We start from the raw sequence: 14,007 nt of genomic DNA, 5'->3' as shown, positions 1-14,007 counted from the left end.
TGCCCGGGGATACGCTTGACCCCGTGACCGAGATTGACGCAAAGACTGATGCTCTCGTCCCCGAGTGGCTCCACCTCCCCGACATCGCAGAAATGCTCGACGTCGAGGTGACGCGTGTGCGCCAGCTGGTCAAGGAGGGCCAGCTGATCGCCGTACGCCGTGGTGAGAACCGCGCGCTTCAGGTGCCGGCCGCCTTCATCGACGGCGACAAGATCGTCAAGGGCCTCACCGGCACCTTGACGCTCCTGAGGGACGACGGCTTCAACGACGAAGAGATGCTGGAGTGGCTCTTCACTCCTGACCCGACCCTGCCCGGCACCCCCGCGCAGGCCCTGAGCGAGAATCGCGGCACGGAGGTGAAGCGCCGCGCCCAGGCGCTCGCCGTCTGACCGGAACGCGTCCGACGGAATCACGTCTGACCGAAACGGAAAACCGTTGCGTACGGACCGCGTGTCCCCGGGGACACGCGGTCCGTAGGCCACCGACGACCCGGGGGGACCTCTTCATGGCCACCAAGCCTGCCCGCGAGCAGCTCGCCGACGCCCGTCTCTACCTGTGTGTGGACGCCCGCAAGCGCCAGGGAGACCTCCCCGAGTTCCTCGACGCGGTCCTCGGCGGCGGCGTCGACATCGTGCAGCTGCGGGACAAGGGCATGGAGGCGGCCGAGGAGCTCGAACACCTCCAGGTCTTCGCCGACGCCGCCCGCCGACACGGCAAGCTCCTCGCGGTGAACGACCGCGCGGACATCGCGCACGCCATCGGCGCCGACGTGCTGCACCTCGGCCAGGGCGACCTGCCCGTCCCCGCGGCCCGCGCGATCCTCGGCGGCCGTGACGACGTCCTCATCGGCCGGTCCACCCACGCCGACACCGAGGCCGCGGCTGCGGCGACGCAGGACGGCGTGGACTACTTCTGCACGGGCCCCTGCTGGCCGACCCCCACCAAGCCGGGCCGCCACGCCCCCGGGCTCGACCTCGTCCGGTACACGGCCTCGCTCGGCACGGACCGCCCGTGGTTCGCCATCGGCGGCATCGACGCGGGCAACCTCGACGAGGTGCTCGAAGCGGGCGCCCGCCGCGTCGTCGTCGTACGGGCGATCACGGAGGCGGACGACCCGGGGGCCGCGGCGGCCGACTTCGCGAAGCGGCTGCGTACGGCCTGATCGGCGATCTTCGGCCAACCTTCGGGGAGGCTGTCCGCAGGGTGGACGGGGATTAGCCGGTATCGGTGCCCCGTGGCTAACCTGCCCGTATGGCCCTAGGCACTGCTTCCACCAGAACTGATCGCGCACGCACCGTGCGCGACATGCTCGCGACCGGCAAGACGACGTACTCGTTCGAGTTCTCGGCGCCGAAGACCCCGAAGGGCGAGCGGAACCTGTGGAACGCCCTGCGCCGGGTCGAGGCGGTGGCCCCCAGCTTCGTCTCCGTGACGTACGGAGCGGGCGGCTCGACGCGTGCGGGCACGGTCAAGGAGACGCAGCAGATCGTCGCCGACTCGACGCTCACGCCGGTCGCCCACCTGACCGCGGTCGACCACTCCGTGGCCGAACTGCGCAACATCATCGGGCAGTACGCGGACGCGGGCATCAGGAACATGCTCGCGGTCCGCGGCGACCCGCCCGGCGACCCCCTCGCCGACTGGGTCAAGCACCCCGAGGGCCTCACCTACGCCGCCGAACTGGTCCAGCTGATCAAGGAGTCGGGTGACTTCTGCGTGGGCGTCGCGGCCTTCCCCGCGATGCATCCGCGCTCGGAGGAATGGGACACCGACGTCCGGCACTTCGTCGACAAGTGCCGGGCCGGCGCCGACTACGCGATCACACAGATGTTCTTCTACCCGGAGGAGTATCTGCGCCTGCGCGACCGGGTCGAGGCCGCGGGCTGTTCGACGCCGATCATCCCGGAGATCATGCCGGTGACGAACGTGCGCATGCTGGAGCGGCTGCCCCAGCTCAGCAACGCTTCCTTCCCGCCGGCGCTCAAAGAGCGCATCCTCACAGCCAAAGACGATCCGGCGGCTGTACGCTCCATTGGCATCGAGTTCGCGACGGAGTTCTGCGCGCGGCTCCTTGACGAGGGTGTGCCGGGGCTGCACTTCATCACGCTGAACAACTCCACGGCGACGCTGGAAATTTACGAGAATCTGGGTCTGCATCACCCGCAGGCCTGACCGGCCGTACCCCTGGGGCGGCGGCCGTGGGGAGAGGGGCGTACATGGGCTGGACGGTCCTCTACATCGCGTTCGGATGCGTCGCGCTGTGGCTGCTCGGCGAGGTACTGCTGCAGTACAAGGCACGGCTGCGCTGGCGGCTGCTCGCCTTCGGCGGCTTCCTCGGCGTCGTGATCGGCGTGCTGCTGCCGTCGGTGATCGTCATCGGGGCGGGCGCGATCGCCTTCGCCACGGGGCAGACGTACGTGACGCTGTCGTTCCGCCGCGGCTTCTCGACCGGCTGGGCGCTCGGCGGCCAGCCCGGCCTGAGCAAGCGCCGCAAGACGAATCCGCGCGGCACCGAAGCCTCGCAGGACCCGACGCTCCAGGTCTCCGACCTGGAGTACGAGGCGGCGGGCCCGGCAGGGCCGCCGCCCGAGACGCCGCCCGGCGCCGGGGTCTACGCGCCGGAGCCGCTGCCCGACGACACCGGGCAGTACGGCATCTACAGCGACACGGCGTACGCACAGCAGGAGCCGGCCTCCGCGGACAGCGGCTACGGCTACGACACGTACGCCACCGCGGGCTATGACCCCCAGCAGCCGTACGCGTACGGCGAGACGGGGCAGCAGCAGTACGCCGCGTACTCCGACCCGTACATCGGGACGCAGACGTACGGCGGCCAGCAGAGCTACGACACGTACGGCGACCAGCAGCAGTACGCGCCCTATCCCGCCGCCGATCCCTACGGCAGCGGAGCCGGGACGTACAACGAGACGCCGCCCGGCGGGGTCTGGGTGCCCCAGCAGCGCAGCGTCGAGGACCCCTACGGCCAGTACGGCGGCGAACTACCGCCGGAGCAGCCCTACCCCTACCAGGGCGAGCAGGCCCCGGGGAACGGTTACGACCCGGGGTACAACGAGCAGTACCGGTACTGATCCGGGGCCTGCGGTGCCGGTCGGCGCCGCAGGCCGCTGCCGCTCACTGCGAGCCCCGGAACTCCGGTCCCTCCACGATCAGTCCGGCGACCAGCGTGCCGGACATGCCCGCGTGCGGAAGACCGCCGCCGGGATGCGCCCAGCCGCCGACCGCGAAGAGCCCCGGCAGGCGTGTGCTGTTGGCCGGGTGGAGCAGCCGGCCCCCTCCCGCGGCGAGGGACGGGGGCGGGACCGCGCCGCCGTCGGCGCCGGTGGCCTCCGCGATGTCGGCGGGGGTGCGGACCTCGTGCCACAGCAGGCGGCCACGGAGTCCGGGCACCACCGCCTCGGCACGGCCGAGCAACCGCTGCACGTCCGCTTCGGTGACCTCCGTGTGCGCGGGCACCGTGACCGTGAGCGTGACCGCCTCGTGCCCGGCGTCGGGCGTGAGGGCCGGGTCGGCCGGGCGCAGCACCGTCAGGGTGGGGGCGGCGGGCAGTCCGGGGCGGTCCCCGAAGAGCCGGTCGAGCTCGTCCCCGCGGTCGGGTGTGTGCAGCACCGTGCGGTGGGGTGTGCCCTCGGGCCTCGCGCCGGTCAGCGCCAGGAAGACCATGAGGCGGCTGGGCAGTCCGGAACGGGGCTGCACCTCACCCTCCGGCCGTATGTTCACACCGGATCCGCCGGGCAAGGCGGATACACCGGACAGCAAGCCGTCCAGTGCGCCGGGCGTGACACCGGCGACCACGAAGTCCGCCTCGTGCGCCGTGCCGTCCGCGAGCTCGACGCCCGCCGCGCGGCCGTCCTTCTCGATGATCCGGGTGACGTGGGAGTCGAACGCGAACTCGACCCGCCGGGCCAGGCATCGCTCGTACACGGCCCGGGCGAGCGCGCGCATCCCGCCGCGCACGGACCAGGCGCCGAAGGTGTGCTCCATGTACGGCAGGACGGCCGCGCTCGCCGGGGTCGCCCGGGGGTCCAGGCCGCACACGAGGGCGTACTGCTCCAGGAGCGCCAGGAGGCGTGCGTCGCCGCCCAGTTCGAGTTCAGCGACTTCGGTGAGGGTTCTCGCGCGCCGCTCGCGCCGCAGGAGGCGCTTGTGCGGCACCGAGGGGTAGGGCTCGCGCTCGGCCAGGACCTGCCAGTTCGGCCAGAGCGGCTCTTCCAGGAGGGGGCGCCGGGTGCGGTCCCACGCCTCACGGGCGCGGTTCATGTACGCCGACCAGCGGGCGCCCGCGCCGCTGCCGAGCGCCGCGTCGAGGGCATCGCCGACGCCCGCGCGAGAGGCGTTCGGCAGATCGGCCGTCGTGCCGTCCGCGAAGACGTGCCGCACGGCGGGCTCCACCTGGGAGAGATCGACGCACTTCTCCAGCGGCTCCTTGCCCGTCTTGACGAACAAGTCGCGATAGACGGCCGGGAGCTGGAGGAGACCCGGACCCGTGTCGAAGGCGAAGCCGTCCCGCTCGACGCTGCCGAGCGCGCCGCCGTACGTCCCCGACCGCTCGTGGACCACCACCCGGTGGCCCGCGACGGCCAGCCGGGCCGCGGCCGCCATCGCGCCCATCCCGGCGCCGATCACCACAATCCGTGCCATGCGAGGGACTTTATCGGCCACCACTGACAGTCACGCCGGGAGCCCTCAGTCCGGCGGCCGACCCGAGTGCGCAGCCAGCCGTTTCTCCTCGCGCCGTTGCGCCCTGCGCCGCAGGAACCGCCGGATCCGCGAGATCAGGAAGTACAGCAGGATCAGACCGAGCACCAGCAGCACGGCCGCGATGATCGCCGCCGCCTCCGGATAGAACATCGCGAAGCTGACGATCCCGCCGACCCCGAGATCCTCCGCCGTGCTCACGATGACGTTGCTGAACGGCTCCGGCGAGGTGTTGATCGCCATCCGCGTCCCGGCCTTCACGAAGTGGCTCGCCAGCGCCGTCGAACCGCCCACCGCGCCCGCGGCCAGGTCGGACAGCGAACCGCTCTGCCCGGCGAGCAGCGCGCCCACCACGGCGCCGGACACCGGCCGGATCACGGTGTGCGCCGTGTCCCACACCGAGTCGACGTAAGGGATCTTGTCGGCGACGGCCTCGCAGGCGAAGAGGACACCGGCGACGATCAGCACATCAGGACGTTGCAGCGCCTCGGGCACCTCGTCGGAGATCCCGGTCGCGCCGAAGACACCGAGCAGCAGGACCACGGCGTACGCGTTGATCCCGCTTGCCCAGCCGCTGGTGAAGACCAGGGGGAGTACGGACACGGACGCGATCGTAACCAGTCGGGAACGGCTCGGCCTGGGGATGAGCACCCAGGCCTGAGTATCCGTACCTAGTGATGGAGATGAGTATCAGCGCGGATGGGTCCCGACCTGCGAAGACGGAAGAGTGAGGGACACGGAGAAGGGCGCAGCGCCCGTACCGCCGACACGGGGCGGCGGAACGGCGCGGCGCCCTTGGCCGCTCCTCCCACCCCGCCGAAGGTGGGAGCGAGACACGGGGAGACGGGCGGCCGCTCGGGAGATGACCACCCGAGGGGCCGAACGGGGGACTGCGGGGGAACGCAAGAAGCGCCGGGCCGGTGCCACCTGGAGATCAGGTGACACCGGCCCGGCGCCTTTGTGTGTGCGGGTCGGGGGGCGGCTCAGCGCCCGCCGCTCACCCGGCCCTGCAGCAGCCGCGAGAGCGCCGAGTGCACGTCGTCGAGGGAACGCTCCGGCTGGAAGGCCTGCCAGTCGAGCGCCGCCACCAGGACCATCCCGACGAGCGCGGCGGCTGTCAGGGGGATGTCGATCTCCTCGCTGAGCTCGCCGTTCTCGACGCCCGCGCGCAGGACGTCCTCCACGACGGCGACCGCCTGCTGCCTGACCACCATCAGGGTGGACTGCCAGGCGCGGTTGGTGCGCCACAGTTCGGCGACGTACAGCTGGGTGAAGGCCGGATAGCGGTCGATGAAGACCAGACCCGCCCGGATCATCGCGTCCAGCGCGTCGACCTGGCTGCCGCCGCCCCCCGCCACCTTCTCGGACGCCTCCTTCAGGGAGGCGGTGAGCAGGCCGACGCCGTGCCGAAGGAGCTCTTCGAAGAGGACCGACTTGCTCGCGAAGTTGTAGTAGACCGTGCCCTTCGCGACCCCGGCCCGCTCGGCGATCTCGTCGACCGTCGTGGCCGAGAAGCCCTGCTCCGCGATGAGGGTGACGGCCGCTTCGTAGAGCTTCTGCCGGGTGGCCTCACGCCGGGTGCTGGTTGCGCTGCTGTCCATGGGCCCGATTCTCACAGGTCTTGGCGCCCGCACAGGCGCGGTCGCGGGTCTCACAGGGTCAGCTCCGGGTGCAGACGGTCCAGGGTCCACACCTGCTTCTGGCGCGCGGAGAGCGCGGTGAGCGCCAGGGCGCCCGCCGTGAAGGCCGTCAGGACCACGCACGCCTGCCATACGGGGCCGAGCCCGCCGCCCGTGATGAGCCTCCTCAGGGCGTCGACGACGTAACTCATCGGCAAGAAGGGGTGGATCCAGCTGAAGAAGGACGGACTCGTCTGGACGGGGTACGTGCCGCCGGCCGAGGTCAGCTGGAGCATCAAGGCCGCGAGGACGAGGATCCGGCCCGCCGCTCCGAAGCGCGCGTTCAGCCACTGCACGATCGCCGCGAAGCAGCCCGTCACCAGGCAGAGGAAGCCCACCGTCCCGGCGGCCCGCGCCATCTGCAGGCCAAGTCCCCAGTGCAGGACCGACATCAGGGCGGCCGTCTGGAGCACACCGAGGGCGGCGACCGGCAGCCAGCCCGCGAACGCGATCCGCCAGGCGGAAGCGCCCGCGGCGAGTGCGCGCCGGTTGAGCGGCTGGATCAGCATGTACGCCACCATCGCGCCGACCCACAGGGACAGCGGGATGAAGTACGGGGCGAAGCCCGTGCCGTAGTTGGGCGCCTTGTGCATCGACTGGGAGGCGAGTTGCACCGGGTCGGCCATGACGTCGGTGCGCTGGTCGCGGTCCTTCTTGTCGTAGTCGGGGATCTTCTTGACGCCGTCGTGCAGCCCGCCGGACAGCTTCTCGGAGCCGTCGGCCAGCTTGAACATGCCGCCCTTCAGGTCGGTCGCGCCCGTCTCCAGCTTGCCGATACCCGTGTCGAGGTCCGTGGCGCCGGTCTTGGCGGTGCCGAGGCCCGTGTGCAGCTTCTTGGCGCCGTCGGCGACCTTCCCCGCGCCCGTGTTGAGGTCGTTGATCTGGGTGACGGCCTTGTTCAGGTCCTCGTCGAGGTGCGGTGCGCGTTCGGCGAGTGCCTGGGACTTCTTCTGCAGCGTGGCGAGGTGCTTGTCGAGCTTCTTGACGTCGCTGTTCTGGTCCTCGACCACGGTGTTCATGTCGTCCGCGATGGTCGACACGTTCTCCGCGGCCGTCTTGGCCTTCTTGAGCTGCGGGCAGGCCGGGTCGGGCACGGGGAGGTCCACGCAGCGCTCCGTGTAGAGGCCGCTGATGGTCTCGGAGCCCTTCTTGGCACCGTCGGCCGCCACGGGTGCGAGCTTGACCCAGGTGTCCAGGTTGCCCCGCAGAGCCTTGGAGGAGTCGGCGACGAGCCGGGCCGTGTCCCCGATGGTCTTGCCGTTGTCCTTCAGGAAGGGCCGCACCTGGTCCGCGGTGCCGTTGACCTTGTCGGCCAGCTTCTGGGTGCCGTCCGAGACCTTCTTCGAGCCGGTCTCCAGCTTGCCGGCGCCCTTGTCGAGCTTCTTGATGCCCCCGGCCAGGTCACTGCTGCCGTTCTTGGCGTCCTTGAGGCCGGTCGCGAGCTTCTTCGAGCCCTTCTTGGCCTCGCCGATGCCGCTGTCGAGCTTGTCCGCCCCCTTGGCGGCCTTCTCGGTCGCCCCGTGGATGTCGGAGAACGAGATGAAGATCTTGTCGAGGAAGGAGCGCGAGGCCTTGGTCGAGGCCGCGGTGCGCACTTCGGAGAAGACCGTCCGGGAGATCTGCCCGACGATGTAGTTGTTGGCGTCGTTCGTCCGGACCTGGAGAGCGCCCGTCTCCGGAGAGTCGCCGGAACTCGACGCGACGCGCTCGCTGAAGTCGGACGGCATCCTCAGGGACAGGTAGTACGTCCCGTCCTCGACACCCTTGCGCGCCTCGGCGGAACTCACCTCGTGCCAGTCGAAGGTCTTGCTGTCCTCGAGCCCGTCGACGATGCCGTCGCCCACCGCGAGCTTCTTGCCCGCGGCCGTGGCTCCCTTGTCGTCGTTGACGAGCGCCACGGGTATGCGATCGAGACGGCCGTACGGGTCCCAGAACGAGCAGAGGTACAGCGCGCCGTACAGCAGGGGCAGCAGCAGGAGCGCGACGAGCGCCATGCGCGGGAGCTTCCCCCTGCCGAACCGCTTGAGCTCAAGCGCGGCCAGCTTCGGCGAGCGCATCTGCCGTCTCCTTGTCGTCGTCGTTGCTGCGGTCGGTGGACACGGCGATCGCACCCGTGGGGGCTTCGTTGCACACGGCCACGACGGTGATGCCGCTCTCCGTGAGAGACCTCAACAGGGCCCAGGCCTCGCCCCGTTCGGCGTCCGACAGCTTGAGGTCGACGTCGTCCACGGCAAGGAGCCGGGGCCGCCCGATCAGGGCCAGGGCCACGGAGAGCCGCAGCGCCTCCAGGCGCTCCAGATCGCGTACGGAGGTCCGCCGCCCCTTGGGCAGCGACTCCATGTCGAGCCCGGCGGCGGACAGCGCCGTGTCGATCCGCAGCCGGGCCTCGGCGGCCCGCTCGGCGCGCGGCCTCAGCAGACCCCGCAGCGAGCCGCCGAACCGCCGCTCCAGAAGCGCCCGTTCGTGCAGATGCTCGGCGACGGTCAGCGCCGGATCGAGATCCGTCACGCCGGGCACGGGCCCGAGCGCGCTGATCCGGCGGACCGCCGCGAGCTGCTTGGGCAGCCGGAAGCCCCCCACGGAGGCCTCGCCATCCGTGGGGCGCATCCGCCCGGTGAGCGCGAGCAGCAGACAGGTCCGGCCCGACCCCGAAGCCCCCTCGATCGCGATCAGCGACCCCGGCTCGGCTTCGACCCCGACCCCGCGGAACGCCCAGCCCCGCGGTCCCTTGAGCCCCAACTCCCGCGCTGTGACGGCGGCTCCCCGCGCGCCGTCGTTCGGCCCGTCCACAGTTCCCCCTCGCACCCACTCTTTTGAACTGACTGGTCAGTGCAAAAACTAACGCGAACCGGCGATCGAGGCAAAAGAGCAGGTCAGAGCCGATTGTCAGTGGCGTACTACACGATGTGCACATACGGCCACATAGCCGTTACGCGACGACAGGAGGTTCGTCATGGCCAGCACTTCCGCAGCAGCCGCACGTCGCCACCGCCCCGTCGGCCCTACCCCCGTAACGACCGGTCCCGCGAGCGACGTCCATCCCGTCCTCCGCCGGGCCACGGCCCCGCCCGCCGCACTCGAACTGCTCGCCCAGGCCCGCGCCGGCATCGACGAGGCCGCGCACCTGGAGACTCCGAACGAGCGCTACGCCACGGCCCACCTCGCGGCCCTGCGCACCGCGGCCGCCGTCCTCGCCGCCCGCGGCAGGCCCGAGACGTCCCCGCGACGCAGGCAGCGGATCCGCAGCGCCTGGGAAGTGCTCCCCGAGATAGCACCCGAACTGACCGAGTGGAGCGCCCTGTTCGCCTCCGGCGCGCCGCGCAGGGCCCGCGCGGAGGCGGGCATACAGGGCGCGGCCACCGTCCGGGACGCGGACGACCTGCTGCGTGACGTGGCGATGTTCTTACGCCTCGTCGAGCGGATGCTGGTGCTCCAGCCCGTGCTGCCCCAGCCCAGGCAGGAGCCGCCGGACGCAGGCCGAGACGGATGACGGGGCAGTCGGCCGAAGGCAATAGGGTGGGAGCGCCCGCACCCTCCCGGCTGCCGCAAGAGCAGGGGGAGGGAACCCCCTAGCTCCGCCGCGGACATGCGGTGGACGCGCCGAGGAGTCAACTGCCGTGTCGGACCCGATGCGCCCCCGCGCTTCTCTCCGTACCGCCGTGGTCTGGGAGGTCCTCAAGGACGCTCTCGACCGCCGGGTCAAGGCCACGGGCCGGGAGTCACACTCCCTCGACGTGCTCGACACCGGAGGCGGCAGCGGCAACTTCGCCGTGCCCGTCGCCCGCCTCGGCCACCGCGTCACCGTCGTCGACCCCAGCCCGAACGCCCTCTTCGCCCTCGAGCGCCGGGCCGCCGAGGCGGGCGTCGCCGACCGGGTGCGCGGCGTCCAGGGCGACGTACACGGCCTCTTCGACGTCGTGGAGCGCGCCGGGTTCGACGCCGTCCTGTGCCACGGCGTCCTGGAGTACGTGGACGACCCCGCCGAGGGCGTGCGCAACGCGGTCAGCGCGCTGCGCCCCTCCGGCACCCTCAGCCTGCTCGCCGCGGGACTCGGCGGAGCCGTGCTCGCCAGGGCGCTCGCCGGGCACTTCACCGAGGCCAGGCAGGCCCTCGGCGACCCGGCCGGACGCTGGGGCGACGGCGACCCCGTGCCCCGGCGCTTCACCGCCGAGCAGCTCACCGAGCTGGTCGAGGGCGCGGGCGTCAGGGTCGACGCGGTGCACGGGGTGCGGGTCTTCGCCGACCTGGTTCCCGGGGTTCTGGTGGACACGGAGCCCGGCGCCCTGGAGGCCCTGCTCAAGCTGGAGGCGGCCGCCGCCGAGCTCGCCGCCTTCCACTCCGTGGCCACCCAGCTGCATGTGCTCGGTGAGACCCGGGATGCCGACGAGACCTGATGTCCGGCCCCGCCGCCCGCTGATCAGCGACGCAGCCGCACATGGAGTACGGCACATACCCCCCGAACGGGCTATGGGCGCCGTATGATCGAGGCAGACCGTCCGGCATGCCGGGCCGGCTGCTGGGGAATGCACGCTTCAGCGAGCCGGAGCGGCAGGGTGGTCCGGTTTGGCGAAGTTGGCGCAGAGGGGCGGGTTTCACGGGGGCGATTCCCTGCCTATCCTGAAGGGGACCCCCGGTCGCCCCGGCGACTGCACGATGAGGAGGACTCCGTGCCGCTCTCGGAGCACGAGCAGCGCATGCTCGAGCAGATGGAGCGAGCGCTGTACGCCGAAGATCCCAAGTTCGCGACAGCGCTCGAGGGAAGCGGGCTGCGTACGTACACCCGGCGACGGGTCTACCAAGCGGTCGCGGGCTTCCTTGTGGGTATCGCCCTTCTCATGGCCGGAATGGTCGCCCAGCAGATCTGGGTGAGCGTGGTGGGATTCCTCGTCATGCTGGGATGTGCGGTGCTCGCCGTCACCGGATGGCGCAAAGCGCCCAAGCCAGGTGAACAGCCGGCCGCCGGCACGCCCACGACACAGGGCGGCACCCCGGCCCGTCGGCAGACCCGGCAGCGAAAGTCGATGATGGACCGGATCGAGCAGCGTTGGCAGCGCCGCCGCGACGAACAGGGCCAATGAGTTCTCAGCTTTTCAGCAGTGCTTGACTTTTCAGCAGTGTGTAAGGGGTGACCGCCCAGGCGGTCACCCCTTACGTGCTCTCTAGCCCTCCTGCTGCGAGGGCTGCGACGGCTGCGACGGTCCCGAAGGCCCCCGCAGTGCCGCCCACCGCTTGGCGATCCGCTCGGACCACCGCTGCTTGACCGCCGTCCAGCGGTCCGAGACCGCCCACACCACTCGTGCGGCCGAACGCGGGGCGAACGTCGCCCGCAGCCGGGCCGAACGGTTCGACGTGGCCCACAGCCCCTCGGACACGCGGTGCACGTCGTCGGCCAGGCCCGCCGTCGGCTGGGGCCGTGGCGCGTAGAGCACCTGTTCGACCGCGGCCGCCAGGCGATGGACGGACTCCGCGGGCGCCGCGGCGAGCTGCCCGATGCGTACGATTCGGGCCGCCGCCTTGCGCGGGGTCTGCGACTCGTCCGGCGTGATCCCGTGGTCCCAGGCCGTATCGGTCACCTCCAGCCAGGCGGCGAGAGTCCGCGCGGCCGCGTCCGCCTCCGTACGGCCCGGCGAGCCCAGGCGCACCGCCCGGACCCGCTTGCGCCACAGCATCGGCAGCAGGGGCAGGCCCAGGGCCACCAGGGCTCCGAGAGTCACGGACACGATCATGCCGATCGGCGGTCCATCACCGCCCGAGCCGCCCGCGATCGCCGGGGCCGTGCTCGCGCAGCCGCCCTGCTTCTGCTGGTCGGGCGGGCAGCTCGCGGAGGCCGATGGCTCGTCGGACGGCGCCGCCGACGAGCTCGACTCGGGCGCCGCCGGGTCGCTCGCGCCGTCGGACGGGGTGTCCGGGCGCGTGTAGTCCGGCACCGTGCCGCGGTTCGGGGTCGGCTCGAAGCGGGTCCAGCCCACGCCCTCGAAGTACAGCTCGGGCCAGGCGTGCGCGTCCCGCAGACCGACCGACATCGAACCGTCCGCCTGCGCGGCGCCCGGTGTGAAGCCCACCGCGACGCGCGCCGGGATGTCCAGCGTCCGCGCCATCGAGGCCATCGCGAACGAGAAGTGGACGCAGAAGCCTTCCTTCTGCTCCAGGAAGCGGGCGATCGCCGCCGGGCCGCTGCCCGCCCGTACCTGCGTGTTGTACGTGAAGCCGCCCTCCGAGGCGAACCAGTCCTGGAGCTTGACCGCCTTCTCGTAGTCGTTCGAGGCGCCCTTGGTGATCTTCCGGGCCTCGGAGGCCACCACGGGCGGCAGAGAGCCGGGCACCTTGGTGAACTCCTCCGCGATCTGCCTGGGCGGCTCGGACGCGTTCGCGAGCTGCTCGGCCGTGGGCTCCACGATGAGGCTCTTGACCTCGTACTGCGCGCCGCGCGTCGTCTGCCCGCGGTCACCCACCAGGGCGCGCCCCACCGGCTCGTACCGCCAGCGGCCGTTGATCTTCACCTCGCTCGCCGGATAGGGCATCGGCAGCCAGTTCTGGGCGTAGCTGTCGGCGGCCGAGATGTTCGTCTGGATCTCGCTCCTGCGGACGTCCGGATAGAGCCCCGGCGGGTCCTCCAGGCGCGGCGGTACGTCCTCGATGCTGCGGACCGTGGTCTTCCAGGTCGTGCCGTCGAACTGGTCGAGGGAGACGATCCGCAGGTAGAGGTTCTCGGTCTCCTTGGCGTTCGTCTTGTACGAGATGACCTCGCGGTCGTCCGGTTCGTTCAGGCTGTCCTGGAGCGCGACCAGCGGATTCACCGCGGAGATCGTGCCGCCACCGCCGGAACCCGAACCTCCGGCGCCACCGGAACCGTCCAGGAGCCCGCCGTCCAGGGCGGGCAGCGCGAGCGGCACCACCAGGGCGATGCCCAGGGCCACCGCGCCGATGCGCCGCCCTGTGCGGACCGGCGCGATCGCGCCGCTGTCGGTCTCCAGGCCCCCTGAGATCCGGCCGGGCGCACGCGCGGCGCCCCCGAAGACCCGCCCCCACTGGGAGAGCCGGTCCCGTCCCTCCGCCAGGAGCAGCAGCAGATACCCGGCGGCCGCGAGCAGGAACCACAGCCACCCGGCCCCGTCCCCGGAGAGCCCCGCGGCGACCGAGTACAGCGCGAGCAGCGGAAGACCCGCTGGCGCCGCCGTACGGAACGTCACCGCGAGGGCGTCCACCGCGAGGCCGATCACCAGGACGCCGCCGACCAGCATCAGCCGGATGCCCTCACTGAGCGGCGCCGGGATCGCGTACCGCCCGACGTCGTTGCCGCCCGCCTCGAGGAGCAGCCCGAACTCCCGGAACACGTCGGGGCCCGGAAGCACCCCGCCGATCGCCTGCTCACGGGCGAACACCAGCGTCAGGAGCAGCAGCGTCACCAGGGCCTGCACGGCGACCGTGACCGGCCGGGCCAGCGGGACCCGCCGGGTCAGCGCGCCCACGCCGCTCTGCAGCGCGAGCAGGATCGCCGCCTGGATGAACCACGTCGCCGGATCGACGAGCGGCAGCAGCGCCCCGGATGCCATCAGCGTGGCCGCCGTGGCACAGAGCGCGAGTCGCGCGCGCCCACTCATGAACGTCCCCC

13 protein-coding genes are annotated in these 14,007 nt (G+C 71.6%); 7 read left to right on the top strand and 6 right to left on the bottom strand.

The features are described 5' to 3' along the window. Window positions 1–23: 23 nt before the first annotated feature. From E5671_RS15485 to E5671_RS15470, 4 genes are all read left to right on the top strand, one after another. Window positions 24–389, top strand: coding sequence for an Rv2175c family DNA-binding protein (locus tag E5671_RS15485; protein ID WP_160504555.1), 366 nt, complete (start codon window positions 24–26; stop codon window positions 387–389). A gap of 116 nt (window positions 390–505) precedes the next feature. Then, window positions 506–1,162, top strand: coding sequence for a thiamine phosphate synthase (gene thiE, locus E5671_RS15480; RefSeq protein ID WP_160504554.1), 657 nt, complete (start codon window positions 506–508; stop codon window positions 1,160–1,162). Between the two features lie 89 nt (window positions 1,163–1,251). Continuing rightward, window positions 1,252–2,172, top strand: coding sequence for a methylenetetrahydrofolate reductase [NAD(P)H] (gene metF / locus E5671_RS15475; protein WP_160504553.1), 921 nt, complete (start codon window positions 1,252–1,254; stop codon window positions 2,170–2,172). A 44-nt stretch (window positions 2,173–2,216) separates the two neighbouring features. After that, entirely contained in the window at window positions 2,217–3,089 is an 873-nt protein-coding gene (locus E5671_RS15470; RefSeq protein WP_160504552.1) for a hypothetical protein, read from the top strand. Window positions 3,090–3,132: 43 nt separating this feature from the next. Here the strand turns inward: E5671_RS15470 and E5671_RS15465 are convergent, their stop codons facing one another. From E5671_RS15465 to E5671_RS15445, 5 genes are all read right to left on the bottom strand, one after another. Continuing rightward, window positions 3,133–4,659 carry a phytoene desaturase family protein gene (locus E5671_RS15465; protein ID WP_160504551.1) on the bottom strand — a complete coding sequence of 509 codons (1,527 nt, stop codon included), beginning with the start codon at window positions 4,657–4,659 and terminating at the stop codon, window positions 3,133–3,135. A gap of 45 nt (window positions 4,660–4,704) precedes the next feature. Continuing rightward, window positions 4,705–5,319, bottom strand: coding sequence for a DUF4126 family protein (locus E5671_RS15460; RefSeq protein ID WP_160504550.1), 615 nt, complete (start codon window positions 5,317–5,319; stop codon window positions 4,705–4,707). Window positions 5,320–5,699: 380 nt separating this feature from the next. Continuing rightward, window positions 5,700–6,317, bottom strand: a complete 618-nt coding sequence (locus tag E5671_RS15455; RefSeq protein WP_160504549.1) for a TetR/AcrR family transcriptional regulator — start codon at window positions 6,315–6,317, stop codon at window positions 5,700–5,702. Between the two features lie 50 nt (window positions 6,318–6,367). Next, the gene (locus E5671_RS15450; protein WP_160504548.1) at window positions 6,368–8,452 is read right to left on the bottom strand and encodes a YhgE/Pip domain-containing protein; all 2,085 of its coding nucleotides are present in this window, start codon (window positions 8,450–8,452) and stop codon (window positions 6,368–6,370) included. Then, window positions 8,424–9,185 (bottom strand): ATP-binding cassette domain-containing protein, encoded by a 762-nt coding sequence (locus E5671_RS15445; protein ID WP_336605762.1) that lies wholly within the window; start codon window positions 9,183–9,185, stop codon window positions 8,424–8,426. Before E5671_RS15445 ends, E5671_RS15450 begins: the two co-directional genes overlap by 29 nt. A 163-nt stretch (window positions 9,186–9,348) precedes the next feature. Here E5671_RS15445 and E5671_RS15440 point away from each other — a divergent pair, with 163 nt between their 5' ends. The 3 genes from E5671_RS15440 to E5671_RS15430 all read left to right on the top strand — a co-directional run bounded on the left by E5671_RS15440 (window position 9,349) and on the right by E5671_RS15430 (window position 11,473). Further along, window positions 9,349–9,885 (top strand): SAV_6107 family HEPN domain-containing protein, encoded by a 537-nt coding sequence (locus tag E5671_RS15440; protein ID WP_160504546.1) that lies wholly within the window; start codon window positions 9,349–9,351, stop codon window positions 9,883–9,885. Window positions 9,886–10,012: 127 nt separating this feature from the next. Further along, window positions 10,013–10,789 carry a methyltransferase gene (locus E5671_RS15435; protein ID WP_160504545.1) on the top strand — a complete coding sequence of 259 codons (777 nt, stop codon included), beginning with the start codon at window positions 10,013–10,015 and terminating at the stop codon, window positions 10,787–10,789. 273 nt (window positions 10,790–11,062) lie between these two features. Further along, complete coding sequence (locus E5671_RS15430; RefSeq protein ID WP_160504544.1) at window positions 11,063–11,473, top strand: DUF3040 domain-containing protein; 411 nt, start codon at window positions 11,063–11,065, stop codon at window positions 11,471–11,473. An 81-nt stretch (window positions 11,474–11,554) separates the two neighbouring features. Here E5671_RS15430 and E5671_RS15425 read toward each other — a convergent pair whose 3' ends face one another. Then, window positions 11,555–13,996: a transglutaminase TgpA family protein gene (locus E5671_RS15425; RefSeq protein WP_160504543.1), complete on the bottom strand. Its 2,442-nt coding sequence runs from the start codon at window positions 13,994–13,996 to the stop codon at window positions 11,555–11,557. Window positions 13,997–14,007: the final 11 nt, after the last annotated feature.

Origin of the sequence: Streptomyces sp. BA2 (assembly GCF_009769735.1) — a bacterium.
Lineage (GTDB): Bacteria > Actinomycetota > Actinomycetes > Streptomycetales > Streptomycetaceae > Streptomyces.
The sequence above is the reverse complement of the archived record's forward strand: the minus strand, read 5'-3'. Positions and strand labels throughout refer to the sequence as shown.